Source organism: Halomonas sp. HG01, assembly GCF_000968715.2.
In the GTDB taxonomy this organism is placed as follows: Bacteria; Pseudomonadota; Gammaproteobacteria; order Pseudomonadales; family Halomonadaceae; genus Halomonas; species Halomonas halophila.
This window is the reverse complement of record NZ_CP022134.1, coordinates 1,194,311-1,216,226: the sequence shown is the minus strand read 5'-3', so window position 1 is coordinate 1,216,226 and position 21,916 is coordinate 1,194,311. Positions and strand designations below refer to the sequence as shown.

Below are 21,916 nucleotides of genomic sequence, written 5' to 3'. Positions count from 1 at the left end.
CGGCGACCGCACGCAGGCGGCCGCCAGGAATTCACAGGGTCGCCAGGCGTGCGTCCAGCCAGGCGACGAAATCGGGATCGGGGACGGCCTCCACCTCCAGCACCCAGGCATCGTCCGCGTCCAGACCGCGGCACTTCACCGCATCCTTGGCGGTCATCACCCGTGGGCGGCCGTCTTCGAAGGCCAGATCCTCGGCGGTGAAGCGGTGGTGATCGGCGAAGGGGTGCGTCCAGTGGGCGATACCCAGGCCTTCGAGGGTCTCGAAGAAGCGCGCCGGGCGACCGATACCGGCCACGGCATGCACCGGTTCGACGAAGGGCGCCGGCGCCACCGCCCGGCGCTGGCCGCCGCCCAGCGGGCGCCAGCCGGCGGGCGCCAGGGTCATGCGATAGTGATCGGCCAGCGCCGCGTCGCGTGGTTCGCCGTTGACCAGCACGGCATCCACGGTCTCGAGCCGCTCGGCAGGCTCGCGCAGCGGCCCGGCCGGCAGGCAGCGCCGATTGCCGAGCCCGCGATGGCCGTCCACCACCACCAGCTCCAGGTCGCGCCCCAGCGGCAGGTGCTGCAGGCCATCGTCGGCGAGCAGGATGTCGCAGCCTTCCTCCAGCAGCCGCCGGGCGCCTCGCGGGCGGTCCGGGTCGACCACCACCGGCACGCCGGTCTGGTCGGCCAGCATGCGAGGCTCGTCGCCGCAGGCCGAGGCCGGGGTATCGGCCTCGACCCGCAACGGATAGCGATCGGCGCGGCCGCCGTAGCCGCGGGACAGGATACCGGGCCGCCAGCCGGCCTCGCCCAGGTGGCGCGCCAGCCAGGCCACCAGCGGCGACTTGCCGGTACCGCCGAGGGTGATATTGCCGACCACGACTACCGGCACCGGGGCCCGCCAGGCCTGGCGCCGCCCCTCGGCGTAGGCCCGGGCGCGGCGCGCGATCACCCGGCGGTAGAGCGCCTCGAGCGGGCGCAGCGGCCACAGCCACAGCGAACCGGCATAGGCCCCTTCGAGCCAGCGCTCGCCGACGCCACCGCTCATGCCGTCTCGGCGTCCTGGAACTGCAGGCGATGCAGGGCCGCATAGGCGCCCTCGCGGGCCAGCAGCTCGGCGTGGCTGCCCTGCTCGACGATCTCGCCGCCCTCCATCACCAGGATGCGGTCGGCGCGTTCGATGGTGGAGAGCCGGTGGGCGATGACGAAGGTCGTGCGATCGCGGCACACCTCTTCGAGCGCCGCCTGGATGTAGCGCTCGGACTCGGTGTCCAGCGCCGAGGTCGCCTCGTCGAGGATCAGCAGCGGCGCATCCTTGAAGATCGCCCGGGCGATGGCCAGGCGCTGGCGCTGACCACCGGAAAGCATCACCCCGTTCTCGCCGACCACGGTGGCGTAGCCGTCGGGCAGGCGCTCGATGAACTCGTGGGCATGGGCCGCCCGGGCCGCGGCCTCGACCGCCTGCGGATCGGGATCGTCGATGCCGTAGGCGATGTTGTCGGCGATGGTGGCGTTGAACAGCGTCACCTGCTGCGAGACCAGGGCGATGCTGCGCCGCAACGGCAGCAGCTTGAAATCTTCGAGCGGCACGCCATCGAGGCAGATCCGTCCCGCGGTGGGCCGGTAGAAGCGCGGCATCAGCCCCATCAGCGTCGACTTGCCGCTGCCGGAGCGGCCCACGATGGCGATCATCTCGCCGGGGGCCACGTCCAGGTCGATGCCCTTGAGCACCTCAGGCTGGTCGGGGCCGTAGGCGAAGCGCACGCCCTCCAGGGTCACGCGGCCCTCGAGACGGCCCGGTTCGCGGGTGCCGCTGTCCTCCTCGGGCGGCACGTCGAGCAGCCCGAACAGCTCGCCGGCGGCGGCGATGCCCTTCTGCACGGTGGCATTGATCTCGGTGAGCTGTCGCACCGGCTTGGCCATCAGCGAGGCCGCAGTGATGAAGGCCACGAACTCGCCGGGGGTCATGTCGTCCAGCATCGCCGGCGACATGGCGAGCCACACCAGCAGCGCCAGCGACAGCGCCACCAGCAGCTGGATCACCGGCGTGCTGGTGGCCTTGGTCAGCGCCTCCTTCATGCTCTGGCGCCGGTTGACCTCGCTGGCCTCGGCGAAACGGGCCTTTTCATATCCCTCGGCACCATGGGTACGCACCACCCGGTAGCCGGACAGCGCCTCGGAGGCCACATGGGTGACGTCGCCCATGGAATGCTGGATGCGCCGGGAGATGCGCCGGAAACGCTTGCTGGCGTAGCTGACCACGCCGCCGATCAGCGGCGTCACGGCCAGGAACAGCAGGGTCAGCATCCAGTTGGTCCACAGCAGGTAGACCACCAGCCCGATCACGAACAGCCCCTCGCGCAGCAGGATGGTGATCGCCTTGGTGCCGGCCCCGGTGACCTGCTCGACGTGGTAGGTGACCCGCGACACCATATGTCCCGAGGAATGCTCGTCGAAGAAGCGCCCCGGCAGGTGCAGCATGTGATTGAAGACATCGCAGCGCAGCGCGTGGACCAGGTTGCGGGCCACGTTGCTCATGAAATAGGTGCCGAGGAAGGTGCCCAGCCCGCGAGCGGCGAACATGCCCACCACGAACAGCGGCAGCATCAGGCGAAAGGCGGCATCCGGATTCTGGATGCCGTCGATCAGCCGCTTCATCATCTCGGCCAGCGCCGTGCTGGACGCCGCGTAGATGGCGTAGCCGACGACGGCCAGGGCGAAGGCCTTCCAATGGGGCTTCACATAGCCCAGCAGACGCTTGTAGAGGGTCCAGCCCGAGTGTTCGCTCACGGTGTCTCCGCTTCAGAATGTGTTGCCTTGGCGGTGGCGATGCGCACCCGCCGAATGTCCAGAGCGCCGGCCCGGTCGAGCACCCGCACCACGTCGGCGTGGGCGGCGCGGCCGTCGGCCTCGACCACCAGGCCGTGCTCGCGGGCGCGCGGCGCCGCCTGGGCCAGCGCCGCTTCCAGCGCGCCTGGCGCCAGGGCGCGATCGCCCAGGCGATACGCACCCTCGGGGGTGACCACCACGGTGACCGGCGAGGCCTCGGCGGCCACGCCGGTCTCGCTCTCGGGCAGCACCAGTTCGAGCGCCTGCCGGGTCTCGAAGGTCGTGGACACCATGAAGAAGATCAGCAGCAGGAACACCACGTCGATCAGCGGGGTCAGGTTGACTTCCACCGCCTCGCGTCGCCTGCGCGGTACCCTCATGGGCGCCCGGCTCCCGCCAGCGGATCCGGGTCCGCGGTCCGGGAGTCCGCCGTCGCCTCATGGCGCTCGGCCAGGGTCAGTTCGCCGTCGTGATGGGCCAGGAACTCCACCACCTGGCCGGCCTGTTGCTCGATGCACACCGTGACGTCCTCGACCCGCCGCTGGAAGTAGCGGTGGAACATCAGCGCGGGAATCGCCACCGTCAGGCCCGCCGCGGTGGTCACCAGCGCCCGGGAGATGCCGCCGGCCAGATCCGCGGTGCGTTCGCCGCCATCGTTCGACACGAGCACCGCGAACACCTCGATCATGCCCACCACGGTGCCCAGCAGGCCGAGCAGCGGCGTGATCGACGCGATGGTGCCGAGCGGGCTGAGGAAGCGTTCCATGTCGTGGACCACCGCGGTGGCGGCCTCCTGGAAACGCGCCCGGACCTGCTCGTGGCCGAGCCGGGCGTTACGCAGCCCGGCCGCCAGTACGCCGCCCAGCGGCGAATGGCTCTCCAGCCAGTAGAGGTTGACCTGGCCGCGAGCCACCAGCGTGCAGACTTCCTCGCCGAGCCCCCTCGGCGCGATGCGCGAGGCGCGCAGCGCCCACAGGCGCTCGACGACGATCACCACCGCCACCAGCGAACAGCCGAGCAGCGGCAGCATCAGCCAGCCCCCGGCGATCAGGGCCTCCATCAGGGTCATGGGGTCACCTCCCTCGAGCAGTCACCGGCGCCTCCGGCGTCATTGCAGGCGATTCTAACGCAAGGCACCCGCGTCCGACACCGCCGCGCCGCCAGGCCGCCGGGCGCGCGGGCTCGACCCGCCCCTCCCCGCCCAGCCACAGGGTCACGGCACCGTCCTGGGCCGTGTTCCACAGACAGCTGCCGAGTCGCCGAAAGCGACGCACCACCGACGCCGCGGGGTGGCCGAAACGGTTGTCCCGGCCCGCGCTGAAGATCACCTGCCGTGGCCTGACGGCGGCCAGGAAACCGGGGCTGGAACTGGTCGCGCTGCCGTGATGCCCGGCCACCAGCGCCTCGATGGGCCCCTCGAGCCACGCCAAGAGCTCATGTTCCACCCGCACACCGGCATCGCCGGTGATCAACAGCCGCTGCTGGCCCGCGGTGATCAGCAGCACGCAGGAGCCATCGTTGGCGGACAGCCCCGCGGCCCCCGCGGGCGGCCAGAGCACGCGAAAATCCACCCCGTCACGCTGCCAGGCCAGCCCCGCCACGCAGGGCTCCGTCGCCACCGGCAGCGCGCTGCCCGGCGGCGCCAGGTAGCGCCCGACGGAATGCTCCATCATCAGCGCCTCGACGCCGCCGGCATGATCGAGATCGGCATGGCTGACGATGACATCGTCGAAGCGTTGCCCCTCGGGCCACAGCGTCGACAGGGGCATGAAGCCGGAGGGGAAGCGCGGCCCCGTGTCGATCAGCGCCCGGTAGCGGGCGGTGCGCAGGGCCACCAGCTGCCCCTGCCCCACGTCATGGACGCGCACCCGCACCTCACCGGGCGCTGGCGAGGATGGCGACAACCCGAGCGTACCGCAGGCCAGCAGCAGCGCGGTGCCGGCCAGGCGCAATCGCCCGGCGAGGCCCGGTAGCCCCCACAGCAGGCCGATCAGGACCAGCGCCACGCCCAACGCCTGAGCCACGGCCGGCGCCGGCTCCTGCAGCGGCGCGAGGCGTGCCGCTGTCTCGAGCCCGAGGGCTAGCCCCTCCGCCAGCGTGCCGAACGCGGACCAGGCGAGATCCGCCAGCGGCGGCACCCAGGCCAGGGCCCAGCCCGCCAGCCCCAGCGGTACCATGACGCTGCCGACGAGCGGCACGGCCACCAGGTTGACCAGCGGCGCCGCCGGCGCGAACCGGTCGAAGGCCAGCAACACCGCCCCCGCCATCACCGGCGCCAGCAGCAGCTGGCTGCGCACCAGGGCCCACAGCCAGCCGCGCCACCCTATGGGGCGAGGCCGCCCCTGCCAGATCAGGATCAGCCAGGCCACGGCGCCGAACGACAGCCAGCCGCCGGGGCGCCAGACCGCCAGCGGATCGAGGATCACTACCAGGGCCAGCGCCAGCCACCAGGCCTGCCAGGGCCCGGGCGCATGTCGCCCGCTGGCCACCCAGAGCCCGACCAGGGCCATGATCATCGCCCGCAGCGCGGGCGGCTCGAGCCCCGCCAGCCAGGCGTAGGCCGCCGCCGCCACCCCGGCGGCCCACCAGGGCCAGATCGCCATCCGCCAGCGACCCGGGGCGACGAGCCGCGACACCCCGCGCGACAGCCACAGGGCCACGCCGGCCACCAGGCCGACATGCAACCCGGAAATGACCATCAGATGGGTAGTGCCACTGGCATTGAGCAGCGCCCAGTCGTCATCGCTCAGCCGTTCGCCGACGCCCAGGGTCAGCGCCGCCAGCCAGCGCGTCGTGCGCGGGGAAAGATCACGCTCATCGAGCCGGACGAGGGCCCATCGACGAATCGAGCCGCCGGCCGCCTCGAGACGCGCCGGTGGCGGCGCCTCGCGCACGTAGCCGGTGGCGTGGATACCCTCCCGGCGCAGCCAGGCGCCATAGTCGAAGGCATCCGGATTGGCGAAACCCGCGGGCGGACGCAGCCGGACGGTCAGGCGCCAACGCTCGCCGACGCTCATGACCGGCGCGTCGTAGGCATTGAGCCGCACCCGCGACAGCCGATCGCAGCGCGGCAGGCCCGCGGCCAGCGGCTCACAGTCGCTCACCGCCAGGGTCAGTCGCGTCAGGACACCCTCCCGGACCACCGACGTCAGTCGCCCCTCCACGGCCAGGTCCTGGCGTGTCAGCCCATCGGGCAGCTCGCCGCCGCGCAACACGCTCAGCTGGCCGGCGACCAGCGCGACCATCGACAGCAGCAGCACCAGGCGCCAGCGGCAAGCCGCCAGCCCGACCAGCAGCGACAGGCCCACGGCCTGAGGCCAGGCGGTGAAGGCGCCCTGGTCGGCGAGGGCACCGATCAGCGTGCCGAGGAGGGCCGCCAGCGCGAGCGGCAGGGCCAGTCCGGTTGCCATGGGCATCATCATCCCTGAGCGGAGCGCCCGCGACAGCATGACGGCCTGGCGTTGAGCGACGCCATGGCGAGGGAGCGGGCTTGTATGGATAATAGCGCGCATACCGAAGCCGCGAGCCCATCCCCATGCCGCGCCGTCTCCTGCAGCGCTACCTGCCCCATCCCGAGACCCTCAGGCGCCAGCGCTCACTGCGCTTCTTGAGCCACCTGATCGGTAACCCCTCGCTGTGGATGCTGTCGCGCCGCAGCGTGGCCAATGCGTTCTTCGTCGGGCTGTTCTGCGCGCTGCTGCCGATTCCCGGCCAGATGGTGCTGGCCGCCCTGGGCGCCTGGGCGCTGCGCGCCAACCTGCCCCTGTCGATCGGCCTGGTATGGATCACCAACCCCCTGACCATGCCGCTGATCTTCTACGGCAACTATCGGCTGGGCGCCTGGCTGCTGGACCTGCCCGCCCGGGAGGCCCCCACCCGCCTGTCCACCGAATGGATCGCCACTCAGATGATCGACGCCCTGCCGGCGCTGGCGGCGGGCTCGCTGGTGGCGGCCATCCTGGCCGGCCTCCTGGGTAGCGTGGCGATTCGCCTGGCGTGGCGCTGGCAGGTCTCGCGCAGCTGGAAGCGTCGAGCGCGGCGCCGCCGGGACCGGCTGGGCGACCGCGCTCGAGAAAGGTAATCGCGCCGGGAAAGGTCGACAGCCGGCCCGCCCGCGCTTCAGGCGGCGGGCGCGTCCTGGGTCAGGCGACCCGCGTCGAGGCGCAGCACCCGGTCCTGATGGGCGGCGAGGCTCGGATCGTGGGTCACGATCACGAAGGCACAGGCGGCGCTGGCGGACAGCTCATCCATCAGCCCCAGGATACTGGCGGCGGTGGTCTGATCGAGGTTGCCGGTGGGCTCGTCCATCAGCACCAGGCTCGGGTCGGTGACCAGCGCCCGGGCGATGGCCACCCGCTGCCGCTCGCCGCCGGAGAGCTCGCCGGGCTTGTGGTCGGCCCGTTCGGCCACGCCCACCCGCTCCAGCAGCGTAAGCGCCCTGGCCTCGGCGTCCTTCTTCCGATGGCCACGCACGATCAGCGGCAGCGCGGCGTTCTCCACGGCGGTGAACTCGGCCAGCAGGTGGTGAAACTGGTAGACGAAGCCGATGTGCCGATTGCGAAAGCGCCCCAGGGCGGCGTTGCCCAGCTCGTGCAGCGCCTGCCCGGCGATGCGCACCTCGCCGCGGCTGGGATGATCCAGCCCACCCAGCAGGTTGAGCAGCGTGGTCTTGCCGGAGCCGGAACTGCCGACCACCGCCACCCGTTCGCCGGCGCGCACCTCGAGCGCCAGCTCGTCGAGCACGGTGAGATCGCGCGGCCCCTCGCGATAGACGCGGGTCAGGCGGTCGCAGGCCAGCATCACCTCGCGCCCTGAGGCCGGACGGTCGATCTCCTGGGTCATGGCGGGATCATTCATAGCGAAGCACCTCGGCAGGCTGCACCCGGGCCGCGCGCCAGGCCGGGTAGAGGGTCGACAGGAAGGTCAGCACGAAGGCCGCGGAGACGATCTGGCCCACGTCGGACCACAGCAGCTGCGAGGGCAGCTCGCTGATGAAATAGACGCCGGCATCGAGGAAGTGGATGCCGAAGGCCGACTCGACGAAGGCCAGGATGTCGGAGACGGTCAGCGCCAGCAGCACGCCGAGCCCCACCCCGATCAGGATGCCGATCACCCCGATCGCCAGCCCCTGGACCATGAAGATGCCCATGATCGAGCGCGGCGTGGCGCCGATGGTGCGCAGGATGGCGATGTCGGCATGCTTGTCGGTGACCACCATCACCAGGGTCGAGACGATGTTGAAGGCCGCCACGGCGATGATCACCGTCAGCAGCAGCGCGATCATGCGCTTCTCCATCTGGATCGCCTGGAACAGGTTGCCCCGGGTATAGGTCCAGTCCAGACCGCGATAGCCCGGCCCCAGGTCGTCGATGATCGCGCGGGTCACGCTGCCGGCCTGGAAGAGGTCGTCGAGCTCCAGGCGCAGCCCGCCCACGTCGCTGCCCATGCGCGCCAGGGTCTGCATGTCGGCGATGTTGGCGTAGGCGAGGCTGGCATCGAGGTCGGCGCCGACGCTGAAGATGCCGCTGACGGTGAAGCGCTTGAGGCGCGGGAAGACCCCGGCCGGCGTGATCGAGGCCTCGGGCACCAGCAGGGTCACCCGATCGCCCACCGTCACCCCGAGCTGGCGTGCCAGCATCGAGCCAAGCACCACGTTCCACTCGCCGGGCTGGAGGTCGTCGAGGCTTCCCCGCTCCATGTGCTCGTCGACGATCGAGACGCGCTTCTCCCACTCGGGCTCGATGCCGTTCACCATGGCGCCGTTGTTGCGACCGCCCACCGAGAACATGCCCTGCTGCTGGATATAGGGCGCCGCCCCGATGACGTGCTCGCGCTGCTGGAGGCGTTCGGCCAGCGGCTGCCAGTCGGTGAGCCCGGAGGGCACCTCGATGCGAGTGTGCGGCACCATGCCCAGCACCCGCTCGCGCAGCTCGCGATCGAAGCCGTTCATCACGGACAGCACGAGAATCAACACCGCCACGCCCAGGGTCAGGCCCAGCATGGAGGTCAGGGAAATGAAGGAGATGAAGTGGTTGCGTCGCTTGGCCCGCACGTAGCGCAACCCGATCAGGAGAGGCAGACGATCCAGCATTTGAGCATTCCTTGTCGGCGGGCGCTCATGGTACGTGTTTTTGGCCGGCCCTGCATCGGGGAGGCAAGGCTTGCACGATGACTGCACCTTGCCGGCTCGACGACGCGGGAAAACGCCCGACAGAGGCATGGCCCCCGGGTTCGCCGACCGCGAAGCCGACGGCCTCGTCGGACTTGCATCCCGACGCACCGCCCCCTACATTGCGCCGGATTCCTTCATCGAGGAGGCCTGCCATGGCCGTCTGCCTGCTCCCCGAATGGCATCCCCAGGATGCCGTGCAACTGACCTGGCCGAGTCCCGACAGCGACTGGGCGCCGCTGCTGGCGAACATCGAGGCGACCCTCGAGACCCTGGCAGTGGCCATCGCCCGCTACCAGCCGGTACTGATCGCCGTGCCGGACGACGCCACCCGCACCCGGCTGGCCGAGGCCTTCCATCATCGCGGCGTCTCCGCCGAGCGCCTCATTCTCCAGGTCGCCGAGGCCGACGACACCTGGGCCCGGGACCACGGCCCGCTCACCGTCGAACGTGACGGCGAGCTCGTGCTGCTCGACTACGTCTTCACCGGCTGGGGCGGCAAGTTCCCGGCCAGCCGCGACGACAGCCTGACCCGCCGCCTCGCCGCGGCCGGCGTCTTCGCCGCGCCGCTGGTCTCCCACGACCTGGTGCTCGAAGGCGGTGCCCTGGAGAGCGACGGCCAGGGCACCCTGCTGACCACCGGGGCCTGCCTGCTCAACGACAACCGCAACCCGCACCTCGACCGGGCCGCCATCGAAGCGAGGCTGGCCGAGGAGCTGGGCGCCGAGCGGGTGCTGTGGCTCGCCCATGGCCATCTGGAAGGCGACGACACCGACAGCCACGTGGACACCCTGGCCCGGTTCTGCGACCCGCGGACCATCGCCTACGTGCGCTGCGACGACGACACCGACCCGCACCATCCTGCGCTGGCCGCCATGGAGGACGAGCTGCGCGCGCTGCGCCGCGCCGACGGCGAGCCCTACCGGCTGATCCCGCTGCCCTGGCCCACGCCCTGCTTCGACGCCGAGGACGGTCGCCGCCTGCCGGCCACCTACGCCAACTTCCTGATCATCAACGGCGCGGTGCTGGTGCCCACCTACGGCGACGCCGCCGATGCGCGCGCCCTCACCGCCCTGGCCGAGGCCTTCCCGGACCGCGACATCGTGCCCATCGACTGCGGCACCGTGATCCGCCAGCATGGCAGCCTGCACTGCCTGACCATGCAGCTGCCCCGCGGCACCCTGGCCGGGGCTCGCCGCCATGAAGGAGAGACATCATGACCCGCACCCTCAAGGTCGGCCTGGTCCAGCAGCCGGCCTGGCCCGACAAGGCCCGGAGCCTGGCCGAGAGCGAGGCCGGTATCCGCGAACTGGCCGGCGCCGGCGCCCAGCTGGTGATGCTGCAGGAGCTGCACGCCACCCACTACTTCTGCCAGTTCGAGGACACCGCCCTGTTCGACCTGGCCGAGCCACTGGACGGCCCCACCGGCCAGCGGCTGGCGGCGCTGGCCGCCGAGCTCGACATCGTGCTGGTGGGCTCGCTGTTCGAGCGCCGTGCCCCGGGCCTCTACCACAACACCGCCGTGGTCTATGACGGTGCCCACGGCCGGGTCGGCCAGTATCGCAAGATGCACATTCCCGACGATCCGGGCTTCTTTGAAAAGTTCTACTTCACCCCGGGCGATCATGACGCCGCTCGCGAGGAAGGCTTCACCCCCATCGACACCTCGCTGGGCCGCCTCGGCCTGCTGGTGTGCTGGGACCAGTGGTATCCGGAAGCCGCGCGCCTGATGGCCCTGGCCGGCGCCGACCTGCTGCTCTACCCCACCGCCATCGGCTGGGACCCGCAGGACGATGACGACGAGAAGGCACGCCAGAAGGACGCCTGGACGCTGATCCAGCGCAGCCATGCGGTGGCCAACGGCCTGCCGGTGGTGGTGGCCAACCGGGTCGGCCACGAGAGCGACCACTCCGGGGTCGGCCCGGGCATCGACTTCTGGGGCGGCAGCTTCATCTGCGGCCCCCAGGGCGAACTGCTCGCCCACGCCGGCCAGCAGGCCGAGCGGTTGCTGGTGACCCTGGACATGGAGCGTGGCGAGGCGGTGCGACGCATCTGGCCCTATCTGCGCGACCGGCGTGTCGACGCCTATGGCGACCTGACCCGCCGTTATCGGGACTAGCGGCAAGTCGAGAGCCTGAAATTGCCTGAAGCAAAAGAAAACCCCGAAGGACTGTCCTTCGGGGTTTTCTTGTAGCTCGGCGCTTGTCGCTCGGCGCCGATTACTTCCAGAAGTCGCGAATCGAGGCGATGCCCTGGGCGCCCACGGCGCGGGCATGATTGGCGTCGAAGCGGGTCATGCCACCCAGCGCGAACACCGGCATGCCGGCATGCTCGACCAGCTGCTGGAAATCGTGCCAGCCGATCGGCGCCACTTCCGGATGCGAAGGCGTGGTGCGCAGCGGCGACAGGGTCGCGAAGTCGCAGCCGACGCGATGGGCCTGGTCCAGCTGCTCGCGGTCGTGGGTCGAGGCCGAGAGCCACTTGCCCTCGGGCAGCGGACGACGATCCAGGCTCATCAGCCGCACGCTGGTCAGATGGATGCCGTCGGCATCCACCTGGTCGAGCAGCTCGGGCTCGCCGTTGAGCATCAGCCGCGCACCGTGACGACGGCATACCGCCAGGGCCTGCTCGGCGCGAGCCAGGTAGCCCTCGCGGTCCAGATCCTTGGCCCGCAGCTGCACCATGCGCACGCCATCCTCGACCAGCGCCCGCTCCAGCCGTGACAGGAACACTGACTCGTCCTCTTCCTCGGCGGTGATCAGGTACTCGGTGGGCAGCATCACCGCGCGAAGGATCGGCACGTTGGCCGCCGGGAAGGGATAGTTGAACAGCTCCTCCATCGGCACCCAGCGCACCGCCTGCCCCTCGCGCCCGAAGGGCTCGCCGGCGAAGTCGTGGACCTGCCAGACGTCGAGCAGAATGTGCTTGTCGGTGTACTCGTGGTGGATGCGGATCAGCGGCTGGGCGCGATGAATCTCCACCCCCAGCTCCTCGTGCAACTCGCGCTTGAGAGCCTCGAGGCCCGTTTCATAGGGCGCCAGCTTGCCACCGGGGAACTCCCAGAGGCCGCCTTGATCGACGTTGGACGGGCGCCGGGCGAGCAGCACCTCACGACCATCGGCGCTGATGATGGCGGCGGCCGCCACATGCACCCTTCTCTTGACCATTGCGTTCATTCACCTTATCCCACTTGTCCCCGCGCCGACGCGCGGGGGATTGCTCTCTTGATGCGAACCGGGAACGCCGGGCCCCGCGCGCTCAGCTGCGGTAATCGGCGTTGATGGCGACGTATTCCCGGGTCAGATCCGTGGTCCAGACGGTGGCGCTGCGCTCGCCGCGCCCCAGGTCGATGCGGATCGCGATCTCCTCGCGGGCCATGACCTCGCTGCCGGCCTCCTCGGTGTAGCCGGCGGCCCGGCCGCCGTTCTCCACCAGGCGCACCTCGCCGAGGTCGATCACCACACGCTCGACGTCGAAGTCCTCCAGCGGCGCCCGCCCCACGGCGGCGAGGATCCGGCCCCAGTTGGCGTCGCTGGCGGCCAGTGCGGTCTTGACCAGCGGCGAGTGAGCCACGGTGAAGGCCACGTCCAATGCCTCCTGACGCGTCACCGCGCCATCGACCTGCAGGCCGACGAACTTGGTGGCGCCCTCGCCGTCACGCACGATGGCCTGGGCGAGCTCGATCATCAGCCGGTCGAGCGCCTCGCGGAACATCGCCAGGCGTCGGTCATCGTCGATGGCCGCGCCGCGGCCGGTGGCGATCAGCATGCAGGCATCGTTGGTCGAGGTATCGCCGTCCACCGTGATGCAGTTGAAGGAGCGCTCCACGGCCTCGCGCAGCAGCTCATCCAGCAGCGCCGGGGCGATGGCCGCATCGGTGGCCACGAAGGCCAGCATGGTGGCCATGTTGGGCTTGATCATCCCCGAGCCCTTGCTGATGCCGTTGAGGGTGACGGTCTCGTCACCCAGCGGCACGGTCACGCTGGCCCCCTTGGGCCGGGTGTCGGTGGTGAGGATACCCTCGCCGGCCGCGGCCCAGCCCGCTGCGCTCTCGTCGAGGCAGCGCAGCGCCTCGGGCAGGCCGCCCAGCAGCCGCTCCATGGGCAGCGTCTCTCCGATCACGCCGGTGGAGAACGGCAGCACGCGGGAGGCCTCCACCCCGGCCAGGCCACCCAGCTCGGCGCAGGTGGTCCGCGCGTCACGCAGCCCGGTCTCGCCGGTGCCGGCGTTGGCGTTGCCGGTGTTGATCACCAGGTAGCGCGGCGCCTCGCCGTGCAGGGTGCAGGCCGCCAGGTGCTCTCGGGCCACGGTCACCGGGGCCGCACAGAAGGCATTGCGCGTGAAGCTGCCCGCCACGGCGGCGCCCTCGGGCACCTCGATCACCACCAGGTCACGGCGATCGGCGGCCTTGATCCCGGCCCGGGCCGTGCCCAGGCGCACCCCATCGATCACCGGCATCTCGGGAAAGCTTGCAGGGCCCACTGCCATCGTCTGTCTCCTGTATGAATTCGCTTGGCGGGGCCGGCGCGGCACGCTCGCCCGGCCCCCGACCGATCAGCTCAGCTCAGCTTGCCGCAGCACTGCTTGAACTTCTTGCCCGAACCGCAGGGGCACGGGTCGTTGCGTCCGACCTTGGGGCCCTCGCGGCGCTGGGGGCGGGCCTCTCCGGCCGGCGCCGCGGCGGCGGCCTGCTCGGTGTCCGCCTCGGCCCCCTCGGGCGCGTCGTGGCGGCTGGCCGCGGCCGCCTTCTCGCGCTCCAGCGACTCGCGCCGCTGACGTTCCAGGGCCTCGACCTCTTCCGGCTGACGCACCTTGACGTGGCTGAGGATACGCGTGACGTCGGACTTGATGTTGGTCAGCAGCGTCTGGAACAGCTCGAAGGACTCGCGCTTGTACTCCTGCTTGGGGTTCTTCTGGGCGTAGCCACGCAGGTGGATGCCCCGGCGCAGGTGGTCCATGGACTGCAGGTGTTCCTTCCAGCGGGTGTCCAGCACCTGCAGCATGACCTGCTTCTCGAAGCGACGCATCAGCTCGGCACCGGCGATCTCGACCTTCTCGTCGTAGGCCTGGCGATGCATCTCGTGGAGACGCTCGCGCAGCTGCTCCTCATGGAAGCGCTGGTCTTCCTCGGCCCACTGCTGCACCGGCGCCTCGAGGTTGAACTCGGTCTTGAGGTGATCTTCCAGGCCGGCCAGGTCCCACTGCTCGGGCAGACTCTGGGGCGGCACGAACTCGCTGATCGCCTCGTCGAGCACCTCGGCGCGGATGCCGATGACGTTCTCGGAGACGTCGTCGGCGGCCAGGATCTCGTTGCGCTGCTCGTAGATGACCCGGCGCTGATCGTTGGCCACGTCATCGTACTCGAGCAGCTGCTTGCGAATGTCGAAGTTGCGACCCTCGACCTTCTTCTGGGCGCGCTCCACGGCGTTGGAGACCATCTTGTGCTCGATCGCCTCGCCGCGCTCCAGGCCTAGGGCCTGCATCAGCTTCTGCACGCGCTCGGAGCCGAACAGCCGCATCAGGTTGTCTTCCAGCGACAGGAAGAAGCGCGTCGAGCCCGGGTCGCCCTGGCGGCCGGAACGGCCGCGCAGCTGGTTGTCGATGCGCCGCGACTCGTGGCGCTCGGAGCCGATCACGTGCAGGCCGCCGGCCGCGAGCACCGCCTCGTGACGCTCCTGCCATTCGGCCTTGAGGCGCTCGATCTGGGCCTCGCTCGGCGACTCGAGCTGTGCGGCCTCGGCCTCCCAGTTGCCGCCCAGCACGATGTCGGTACCACGGCCGGCCATGTTGGTGGCGATGGTGATGGCCCCGGGACGACCGGCCTGGGCGATGATCTGCGCCTCGCTCTGGTGCTGCTTGGCGTTGAGCACGTTGAAGCGGATGCCCGCCCGCTTCATCAGCTCGGCCAGGTACTCGGAGGTCTCGATGGAGGCGGTACCCACCAGCACCGGGCGACCGGCCTCGGTCTGGACCTTGACGTCCTCGATGATGGCCTCGAACTTCTCCTCGGCGCTGAGATATACCAGGTCGTTCTGGTCCTTGCGCGCCAGCGGCCGGTTGGTGGGAATCACCACCACGTCCAGGCCATAGATCTGGCGGAACTCGAAGGCCTCGGTATCGGCGGTACCGGTCATGCCGGACAGCTTGTCGTAGAGGCGGAAGTAGTTCTGGAAGGTCGTGGAGGCCAGCGTCTGACTCTCGCGCTGGACGGTCACCCCCTCCTTGGCCTCGACCGCCTGGTGCAGGCCCTCGGACCAGCGCCGACCCGGCATGGAGCGACCGGTATGCTCGTCGACGATGACCACCTGGCCGTCGCTGATGATGTAGTCGACGTCACGCTGGTAGAGATGGCGGGCGCGTAGCGCCGAATGCATGTGCTGGAGCAGGTTGAGGTTCTGAGCGGCGTAGAGGGAATCCTCCTCGCCGAGCAGGCCCTCGTCGCGCATCAGCTGCTCGACCCTGTGATGGCCACCCTCGGTGAGCTCGACCTGCTTCTGCTTCTCGTCGAGGGTGAAGTCACCGCTCTCCGGGTCCTCTTCATCGGTGCAGGGCGCCAGGTGGATCGCCAGCCGGTCGACGACCTTGTACAGCTCGGTGTTCTCGTCCACGGCACCGGAGATGATCAGCGGCGTGCGCGCCTCGTCGATCAGGATGGAATCCACCTCGTCGACGATGGCGTAGTGCAGCCCGCGCTGAACCTTGTCCTCCAGCGAGAAGGCCATGTTGTCGCGCAGGTAGTCGAAGCCGAACTCGTTGTTGGTGCCGTAGGTGATGTCGCAGCCGTAGGCCTCACGCTTCTCCTCGGGGGTCTGGCCGGCATAGATGGTGCCGACGGTCAGGCCCAGGAATTCGTAGAGGGGGCGCATCCAGTCGGCGTCGCGGCGCGCCAGGTAGTCGTTGACCGTGACCACGTGCACGCCCTTGCCGGGCAGGGCGTTGAGGTAGACGGCCAGGGTCGCGACCAGGGTCTTGCCCTCGCCGGTCTTCATCTCGGCGATGCGGCCGCCGTTCAGGGTGATGCCGCCGATCATCTGGACATCGAAGTGACGCATGCCCATCACCCGCTTGCTGGCCTCGCGTACGGTGGCGAAGGCCTCGGGCATCAGGCTGTCGACGGACTCGCCGCCGTCCAGGCGCTCGCGGAAATCGGCGGTGCGCGCCTGGAGCGGGGCGCCGTCGAGGGTCTCGAGATCCTTCTCGAGGGCATTGATGCGGGCCACGGTGCGGCCCATGCGCTTCACTTCGCGGTCGTTCTTGGAACCGACGACCTTGCGTAACAGGTTGTTGATCATGAAGGGTCCATCGCTGGGGTGCTCAAGGCCGGGACGCACTCCCGGCCGCTCGTCGTTCAGGCGAGAAGCACCCGCGGCGGCCCGCGGCGGGTCAGGACATCATGCGCCGCCACGGCCCGCTGCCGAGGCGCGACGCTGGGCAGGCGCAGCGCGAGCCGGCCGGCACGGCGAGGAAGGGGGCGGACCGGCCAGCGGCGCCGGGCGCGCCGGCGTGCCTGGAGGCGAGAGCTGGCCCGGATCAGCGCCGGCGCCAGAATGCAGACCTGGATCACGCGCTCGACCGGCGTCGCCGCCCCTAGCGGCGACAGCCCCGCCGGCAGCAGGCAACCGACCAGCAGGCCGGCCAGCCACCAGCGCGGCGTCCGGCGGCCCGACGGACGGCGCTCCACCGAGGCATGCTCGGCGGGCGCTGACGGACCTGTCTCCGCGGTAAGGCTGTCCATGCTGTCGAGGGACTCCCGTGCCTGTGCTAGGCTCATGCGTTCCAAGGCCGTCGACGACACGGTCGACGATTCCCCACCCGGGCCGGACCCGAGAATCAAGCTGATGAGTATAAAGGTTAAGCGGTGGCGAGCCCAGCCCATGTCCCAGGTGCTGAACGGCCGCGGTGAGCTGGGTAACCTGATGCGGCGGGCCCGACTGATCGAACAGGCCCAGCAGCATCTGCGCGACCACCTGCCGAGCGAACTCGGCGAGCATCTGTTCGTGGGCGGCTTCCACCAGGGGCGATTGACGGTCATCACCGACCGCGCCGTGTGGCTGACCCGGCTGCGCTACGAGCAGTCGCGCCTGCTGTCGCTGCTTCACGAACTCCCGGGCTTCGCCGCGGTGACCGGCTTCGACTTCAAGGTCCGCCCGGTACGCCCGGCCAAGGTGCCGCCACGCCAGACACGCCACCTGCCTGCGCACGCCGCCGACGAGCTCTCGAGCTGCGCCGCCGACGTCGAGGACCCGACGCTCAAGCGCGCCCTGGAACGCCTCGCCTCCCACGCGGAACGCGACCCCTGACGCACCACACCCTCCCGGCCACGAGAAAGGCCCGCCAGGAACTGGCGGGCCTTTCTTCTACCGAGCTTGTGATCGAGCCTCAACCATCGAGCCCCTCACCATCGAGCGGGCATATCGGGCTCATGCGACCTCGTCGACCGCGGAGAGGCGTCAGGCCATGGCCGGCGCGGCATAGGAAATCGGCGCCTTGGCAGTCTCTTCCTCGAAGGTGACGATCTCCCAGGCATCCTGGTTTTCCATCAGCGCGCGGCACAGCTGGTTGTTCAACGCGTGGCCGGACTTCACCCCGCGGAACTCGCCGATCAGGCTGTGGCCCAGCTGGTAGAGGTCACCGATGGCGTCCAGCACCTTGTGCTTGACGAACTCGTCGTCGTAACGCAGACCACCCTCGTTCACGATCCGGTAGTCGTCGACCACGATGGCGTTGTCGAGACTGCCGCCCAGCGCCAGGTTGTTGGAGCGCAGGTACTCGAGATCGCGCATGAAGCCGAAGGTGCGCGCCCGGGACACTTCCTTGACGAAGGAAGTGGTCGAGAAGTCGACCTCGGCGCTCTGCTTCTGGGCCTCGAACACCGGATGATCGAAGTCGATGGCAAAGGAGACCTTGAAGCCCTGGTGAGGCAGGAAGATCGCCTCCTTCTCGCCGTCGCGCACCACCACTTCACGCTTGATGCGGATGAACTTCTTGGCGGCGTTCTGCTCGGCGATACCGGCGGACTGGATCAGGAACACGAAGGGGCCGGCGCTGCCGTCCATGATCGGCACTTCGGGGGCGCTGACATCCACGTAGGCATTGTCGATGCCGAGGCCGGCCAGGGCCGACATCAGGTGCTCGACGGTGGCGACCTTGACGCCGTCCTTGGACAGGGCGGTGCACAGCGTGGTGTCGGTCACGCTGTCGGCGCTGGCCGGAATCTGGACCTCGGGGTCCAGGTCGGTGCGCACGAACACGATCCCGGTATCGACCGGCGCCGGCCGCAGGGTCAGGTAGACCTTCTTGCCGGAGTGGAGGCCGACGCCGGTGGCGCGGATGACATTCTTGAGTGTGCGTTGTCTGATCATGGGCAGTCGCCAGGCTCGGTGGTTATCAAACACCGTTCACTATAACACCAAACGCACGTTTCAACAAAAACAACGTGCGTTTGGCGTGTCTATGCAAACGATAGCGGCGCTCAATCGGCCTGGCGACGCAGGAAGGCCGGGATGTCCAGGTAGTCGTCGAGCTCCTGGGACTTGCGCGGCTCCTGCTGGGGACGTGACGCCTCCTGGGACTCGGGCTTGGATGCCGCGGCGGCGGAGCCACGGCCCGGGGCCGGGGCCTGCTGCTGAGGACGGCTGGCGGCTGCCGGCTGACGCTGGCGATAGTCGCCACCGCCGGCCGCCTCGCGACGCGCGCCCTGGCTGGCCGCGGCCGGCTGACGCTGACCGTCGAGACCGGCGGCCACCACGGTCACGCGCAGCTCGTCGGTCATCTCCATGTCGATGGAAGTGCCCACCACGATGGTGGCGTCCTGGGAGGCGAACTCCTGGACGGTGGCACCGACGTCGTTGAACTCGCCGATCGACAGGTCCGGGCCGGCGGTGATGTTGACCAGGATGCCACGCGCACCGTGCAGGTCGATGTCCTCGAGCAGCGGGCTGCGGATCGCCTTCTCGGCGGCCTCGCGGGCGCGATTCTCGCCGGTGGCCCCACCGGTGCCCATCATCGCCATGCCCATCTCGGACATCACGGTGCGCACGTCGGCGAAGTCGACGTTGATGATGCCGGGGCTGGTGATCAGCTCGGCGATGCCCTGCACCGCCCCCAGCAGCACGTCATTGGCGGCGCTGAAGGCGGTGAGCAGGCTGGCGCTCTTGCCGAGCACCGAGAGCAGCTTCTCGTTGGGAATGGTGATCAACGAGTCGACGTGCTCGGAGAGCTCCTTCATGCCCTCCTCGGCCGAGCGCATGCGCTTGGGGCCCTCGAAGGGGAAGGGACGCGTGACCACGGCCACGGTCAGGATGCCGAGCTCCTTGGCCACCTGCGCGACCACCGGCGCACCGCCGGTACCGGTACCACCGCCCATGCCGGCGGTGATGAAGACCATGTCGGCCCCGTGGAGAAGCTCGGCGATGCGCTCGCGATCCTCCATGGCGGCCTGGCGGCCCACTTCCGGATTGGCGCCGGCGCCCAGCCCCTTGGTGATCTCGCTGCCGAGCTGGAGAACGGTCTTGGCCGCCACCCGCTTGAGCGCCTGGGCATCGGTATTGGCGCAGATGAACTCGACACCTTCGATGCTGCTTTCGACCATGTGGTTGACGGCATTGCCGCCCCCACCGCCGACACCGATGACCTTGATGACTGCACTGCTTGAGGGTGCACTGTCTACCAGTTCGAACATTAGCCCCGTCTCCTGGACCGCGATCGCGGCCCTGTCAGAAATTTCCTTTGAACCAGCCCTTGAGCTTTACCAGCGCCGGAATCCCTTCCCCTGCTCCGCGCCGGGAGGCGTCTCCGCGCCTCGGCTGCGCCGACATGCCACTGCCCGACGTCTCTTGTTGGCCGTGCCCCTGACGGGCCTCGTTTAGAGCGTAATGTAGCAAACCGACCCCCGTCGAATAAATCGGATTGCGTACCACATCGGCGAGCCCCCGCACGTTCTGCGGACAGGCGATTCTCACCGGCATGTGAAAGATTTCCTCGGCCAGCTCGACCACCCCTTCCATGCGCGAGGTTCCGCCTGTCAGCACGATGCCGGCGGCGACCAGATCCTCGAAGCCACTGCGTCGCAGTTCGTCGCGCACCAGAGTGAACAGTTCCTCGTAGCGCGGCTCGACCACCTCGGCCAGCGACTGGCGGGACAGGTCCCGGGCCGGTCGATCGCCGACGCTAGGCACCTTGATCATCTCGTCGCTGGCGGCCATCTGGGTCAGCGCACAGGCGTACTTGACCTTGATTTCCTCGGCGTGCTGGGTCGGCGTGCGCAGCGCCATGGCGATGTCGTTGGTGACCTGATCGCCGGCGATGGGAATCACCGCGGTATGGCGGATGGCCCCCTCGGTGAACACCGCGATATCCGTCGTGCCGCCACCGATGTCGACCATGCAGACGCCGAGCTCGCGCTCGTCCTCGGTGAGCACCGCATGGCTGGAGGCCAGCTGCTCGAGGATGATCGCGTCCACGTCGAGGCCGCAGCGACGCACGCACTTCTCGATGTTCTGCACCGCATTGAGTGCCGCCGTCACCAGGTGTACCCGGGCTTCCAGGCGCACCCCGGACATGCCGAGGGGTTCGCGAATGCCGCCCTGAGTGTCGATGGCGAACTCCTGGGGCAGCACATGCAGCACACGCTGGCCTTCGGAGATGGCGCGGGCGCGTGCCGAATCGATGACGCGCTCGATATCGGCAGGCGCGACCTCACGCTCCTTGATGGCGACCACGCCATCGGAGTTCATCGAGCTGATATGACTGCCGGCGATCCCCACGTACACGGAGTGGATGTCGCAGCCGGCCATCAACTCGGCCTCTTCCACGGCGCGCTGGATGGATTGCACCGTGGACTCGATGTTGATCACCACGCCCTTCTTCATCCCGCGAGAGGGATGCGAGCCGATGCCGGCAATCTCGATGCCGCCATCGTCGGTGGGTTGACCCACGATCGCCACGACCTTGGACGTTCCGATATCCAGCCCGACTACCATATTGGACGCATTGGATGGACCTGACATGAGTCGGGGAATCTCCTCGAGCTGACCCGCTTGGGGAAATTAAGCATTAACAATAGAAAAACCTGGGCCAATTATAGGAACAAGTTCCCGTGCTCCACCAGCCCAGAGCGAAAAACATCCGTCACGATACGGCGATTTTTCCTCAAAAGGAACACCCGAGAGGCCCTTCCATTCATCGCGTGTGTTTCGCGAATCGCCTTCAACTTTCCTTAGCGCCGTCTTCCTCGTCCGGCTCGCTTTCACCGTGCCAGGCGACCGAGACGCCATTCGGATAGCGCAGGTCGATGTAGCGGATATGCGACGCCAGGCCATCGAGCTCCCGATCCCAGGCCGCCAGGAAGCGCGCCAGACGCGCCTCGCGATTGCTGCGGCCCAGCATCACCCAGATGCCGTCGTCGGTCTGCAGCCGCCAGGCACCACGATCCTCAAGCCGCAGCTGGCGCAGCCCCAGCCCATGCTCGGCCAGGCGGGCGCCCAGGGTGTCGTGATAGGCCAGCACCTCCGGCCCGCTGCCGGCCGGACCGGCCAGGTTCACCAGCCCTTCCGGCGCCGCCAGCGGAGCGAAGGCGAAGGGATCCCCGGCCGGATTGAGCAGCCGATCGTCGTTCCAGCGCGCCACCGGCACCTGTTCGACCAGCTCGAACACCAGGGCGTAGGGCCATTCGCGACGAATGCGCACCTCGCTCAGCCAGCCGATGTCACGAGCCTGCTCGCGAAGCTCGCCGATATCCGCCGACAGCCAGGTCTGGCCCCGCACCAGCGGCGCCAGCTTGCTCCTCAGGTAGTCGGCGCTGGCGTACTCCAGGTCGCCGCGGATCGAGACACGCTCCACGGGCCGGTCGAGCCACAGCCACAGCGCGCGGCCGCCGGCGCCCAGCACCAGCAGCAGCAGCAGAACGCCGATCAGGCCTCCGCGACGCGCCATGGC

19 protein-coding genes are annotated in these 21,916 nt (G+C 69.3%); 4 read left to right on the top strand and 15 right to left on the bottom strand.

Annotated elements, in window-relative coordinates; translation table 11 throughout:
* Positions 1–31: 31 nt before the first annotated feature.
* From lpxK to UN84_RS05650, 5 genes are read right to left on the bottom strand one after another with little or no spacing between them, the layout of a single operon-like run.
* Positions 32–1,030, bottom strand: coding sequence for a tetraacyldisaccharide 4'-kinase (lpxK, locus tag UN84_RS05670; protein ID WP_046079737.1), 999 nt, complete (start codon positions 1,028–1,030; stop codon positions 32–34).
* On the bottom strand, positions 1,027–2,772 hold the full coding sequence (gene msbA / locus UN84_RS05665) for a lipid A export permease/ATP-binding protein MsbA (RefSeq protein WP_035599429.1): 1,746 nt from the start codon (positions 2,770–2,772) through the stop codon (positions 1,027–1,029). Before msbA ends, lpxK begins: the two co-directional genes overlap by 4 nt.
* Positions 2,769–3,191, bottom strand: a complete 423-nt coding sequence (locus tag UN84_RS05660; RefSeq protein ID WP_035599426.1) for an ExbD/TolR family protein — start codon at positions 3,189–3,191, stop codon at positions 2,769–2,771. Before UN84_RS05660 ends, msbA begins: the two co-directional genes overlap by 4 nt.
* Positions 3,188–3,880 carry a MotA/TolQ/ExbB proton channel family protein gene (locus UN84_RS05655; protein ID WP_052719378.1) on the bottom strand — a complete coding sequence of 231 codons (693 nt, stop codon included), beginning with the start codon at positions 3,878–3,880 and terminating at the stop codon, positions 3,188–3,190. Before UN84_RS05655 ends, UN84_RS05660 begins: the two co-directional genes overlap by 4 nt.
* Positions 3,881–3,884: 4 nt before the next feature.
* Positions 3,885–6,221 carry a DNA internalization-related competence protein ComEC/Rec2 gene (locus tag UN84_RS05650; RefSeq protein ID WP_046080460.1) on the bottom strand — a complete coding sequence of 779 codons (2,337 nt, stop codon included), beginning with the start codon at positions 6,219–6,221 and terminating at the stop codon, positions 3,885–3,887.
* Between the two features lie 125 nt (positions 6,222–6,346).
* Here UN84_RS05650 and UN84_RS05645 point away from each other — a divergent pair, with 125 nt between their 5' ends.
* A complete protein-coding gene (locus UN84_RS05645) occupies positions 6,347–6,892 on the top strand; it encodes a DUF2062 domain-containing protein (protein ID WP_035599421.1) in 546 nt (181 codons plus the stop codon).
* A gap of 38 nt (positions 6,893–6,930) precedes the next feature.
* Here the strand turns inward: UN84_RS05645 and UN84_RS05640 are convergent, their stop codons facing one another.
* Together UN84_RS05640 and UN84_RS05635 are read right to left on the bottom strand one after the other, a co-directional pair.
* Positions 6,931–7,668, bottom strand: coding sequence for an ABC transporter ATP-binding protein (locus tag UN84_RS05640; RefSeq protein ID WP_046079738.1), 738 nt, complete (start codon positions 7,666–7,668; stop codon positions 6,931–6,933).
* Complete coding sequence (locus UN84_RS05635) at positions 7,661–8,902, bottom strand: lipoprotein-releasing ABC transporter permease subunit (protein ID WP_035599416.1); 1,242 nt, start codon at positions 8,900–8,902, stop codon at positions 7,661–7,663. The genes UN84_RS05640 and UN84_RS05635 overlap by 8 nt, the downstream gene beginning before the upstream one ends.
* A gap of 233 nt (positions 8,903–9,135) precedes the next feature.
* Between UN84_RS05635 and UN84_RS05630 the strand changes: the two genes are divergently transcribed.
* Together UN84_RS05630 and UN84_RS05625 are read left to right on the top strand one after the other, a co-directional pair.
* A complete protein-coding gene (locus tag UN84_RS05630; protein ID WP_046079739.1) occupies positions 9,136–10,200 on the top strand; it encodes an agmatine deiminase family protein in 1,065 nt (354 codons plus the stop codon).
* Complete coding sequence (locus UN84_RS05625) at positions 10,197–11,099, top strand: carbon-nitrogen hydrolase (protein ID WP_046079740.1); 903 nt, start codon at positions 10,197–10,199, stop codon at positions 11,097–11,099. The genes UN84_RS05630 and UN84_RS05625 overlap by 4 nt, the downstream gene beginning before the upstream one ends.
* A 100-nt stretch (positions 11,100–11,199) precedes the next feature.
* Here UN84_RS05625 and UN84_RS05620 read toward each other — a convergent pair whose 3' ends face one another.
* The 4 genes from UN84_RS05620 to UN84_RS05605 all read right to left on the bottom strand — a co-directional run bounded on the left by UN84_RS05620 (position 11,200) and on the right by UN84_RS05605 (position 16,751).
* On the bottom strand, positions 11,200–12,147 hold the full coding sequence (locus UN84_RS05620) for a Nudix family hydrolase (RefSeq protein ID WP_046079741.1): 948 nt from the start codon (positions 12,145–12,147) through the stop codon (positions 11,200–11,202).
* Between the two features lie 91 nt (positions 12,148–12,238).
* Positions 12,239–13,468 (bottom strand): bifunctional glutamate N-acetyltransferase/amino-acid acetyltransferase ArgJ, encoded by a 1,230-nt coding sequence (argJ, locus tag UN84_RS05615; protein WP_046079742.1) that lies wholly within the window; start codon positions 13,466–13,468, stop codon positions 12,239–12,241.
* Between the two features lie 71 nt (positions 13,469–13,539).
* Positions 13,540–16,272 carry a preprotein translocase subunit SecA gene (gene secA / locus UN84_RS05610; protein WP_046079743.1) on the bottom strand — a complete coding sequence of 911 codons (2,733 nt, stop codon included), beginning with the start codon at positions 16,270–16,272 and terminating at the stop codon, positions 13,540–13,542.
* 56 nt (positions 16,273–16,328) lie between these two features.
* Positions 16,329–16,751, bottom strand: a complete 423-nt coding sequence (locus UN84_RS05605) for a hypothetical protein (protein WP_237022364.1) — start codon at positions 16,749–16,751, stop codon at positions 16,329–16,331.
* A 103-nt stretch (positions 16,752–16,854) separates the two neighbouring features.
* Between UN84_RS05605 and UN84_RS05600 the strand changes: the two genes are divergently transcribed.
* On the top strand, positions 16,855–17,280 hold the full coding sequence (locus tag UN84_RS05600) for a DUF721 domain-containing protein (RefSeq protein WP_081945697.1): 426 nt from the start codon (positions 16,855–16,857) through the stop codon (positions 17,278–17,280).
* A gap of 150 nt (positions 17,281–17,430) precedes the next feature.
* Here UN84_RS05600 and lpxC read toward each other — a convergent pair whose 3' ends face one another.
* From lpxC to UN84_RS05580, 4 genes are all read right to left on the bottom strand, one after another.
* On the bottom strand, positions 17,431–18,342 hold the full coding sequence (gene lpxC, locus UN84_RS05595) for a UDP-3-O-acyl-N-acetylglucosamine deacetylase (protein WP_046079744.1): 912 nt from the start codon (positions 18,340–18,342) through the stop codon (positions 17,431–17,433).
* A gap of 110 nt (positions 18,343–18,452) precedes the next feature.
* Positions 18,453–19,661, bottom strand: coding sequence for a cell division protein FtsZ (gene ftsZ / locus UN84_RS05590; protein WP_035592495.1), 1,209 nt, complete (start codon positions 19,659–19,661; stop codon positions 18,453–18,455).
* A 34-nt stretch (positions 19,662–19,695) separates the two neighbouring features.
* Positions 19,696–20,988, bottom strand: a complete 1,293-nt coding sequence (gene ftsA / locus UN84_RS05585; RefSeq protein WP_035592493.1) for a cell division protein FtsA — start codon at positions 20,986–20,988, stop codon at positions 19,696–19,698.
* A gap of 199 nt (positions 20,989–21,187) precedes the next feature.
* The gene (locus tag UN84_RS05580) at positions 21,188–21,913 is read right to left on the bottom strand and encodes a cell division protein FtsQ/DivIB (protein ID WP_046079745.1); all 726 of its coding nucleotides are present in this window, start codon (positions 21,911–21,913) and stop codon (positions 21,188–21,190) included.
* Positions 21,914–21,916 lie beyond the last annotated feature (3 nt).

Coding starts and splice junctions, on each gene's coding strand:
- lpxK (WP_046079737.1), bottom strand. CDS start 1,030: ATGAGCGGTGGCGTCGGCGAGCGCTGGCTCGAAGGGGCCTATGCCGGT.
- UN84_RS05660 (WP_035599426.1), bottom strand. CDS start 3,191: ATGAGGGTACCGCGCAGGCGACGCGAGGCGGTGGAAGTCAACCTGACC.
- UN84_RS05655 (WP_052719378.1), bottom strand. CDS start 3,880: ATGACCCTGATGGAGGCCCTGATCGCCGGGGGCTGGCTGATGCTGCCG.
- UN84_RS05650 (WP_046080460.1), bottom strand. CDS start 6,221: ATGGCAACCGGACTGGCCCTGCCGCTCGCGCTGGCGGCCCTCCTCGGC.
- UN84_RS05645 (WP_035599421.1), top strand. CDS start 6,347: ATGCCGCGCCGTCTCCTGCAGCGCTACCTGCCCCATCCCGAGACCCTC.
- UN84_RS05640 (WP_046079738.1), bottom strand. CDS start 7,668: ATGAATGATCCCGCCATGACCCAGGAGATCGACCGTCCGGCCTCAGGG.
- UN84_RS05635 (WP_035599416.1), bottom strand. CDS start 8,902: ATGCTGGATCGTCTGCCTCTCCTGATCGGGTTGCGCTACGTGCGGGCC.
- UN84_RS05630 (WP_046079739.1), top strand. CDS start 9,136: ATGGCCGTCTGCCTGCTCCCCGAATGGCATCCCCAGGATGCCGTGCAA.
- UN84_RS05625 (WP_046079740.1), top strand. CDS start 10,197: ATGACCCGCACCCTCAAGGTCGGCCTGGTCCAGCAGCCGGCCTGGCCC.
- UN84_RS05620 (WP_046079741.1), bottom strand. CDS start 12,147: ATGGTCAAGAGAAGGGTGCATGTGGCGGCCGCCGCCATCATCAGCGCC.
- argJ (WP_046079742.1), bottom strand. CDS start 13,468: ATGGCAGTGGGCCCTGCAAGCTTTCCCGAGATGCCGGTGATCGATGGG.
- secA (WP_046079743.1), bottom strand. CDS start 16,272: ATGATCAACAACCTGTTACGCAAGGTCGTCGGTTCCAAGAACGACCGC.
- UN84_RS05605 (WP_237022364.1), bottom strand. CDS start 16,751: ATGAGCCTAGCACAGGCACGGGAGTCCCTCGACAGCATGGACAGCCTT.
- UN84_RS05600 (WP_081945697.1), top strand. CDS start 16,855: ATGTCCCAGGTGCTGAACGGCCGCGGTGAGCTGGGTAACCTGATGCGG.
- lpxC (WP_046079744.1), bottom strand. CDS start 18,342: ATGATCAGACAACGCACACTCAAGAATGTCATCCGCGCCACCGGCGTC.
- ftsZ (WP_035592495.1), bottom strand. CDS start 19,661: ATGTTCGAACTGGTAGACAGTGCACCCTCAAGCAGTGCAGTCATCAAG.
- ftsA (WP_035592493.1), bottom strand. CDS start 20,988: ATGTCAGGTCCATCCAATGCGTCCAATATGGTAGTCGGGCTGGATATC.
- UN84_RS05580 (WP_046079745.1), bottom strand. CDS start 21,913: ATGGCGCGTCGCGGAGGCCTGATCGGCGTTCTGCTGCTGCTGCTGGTG.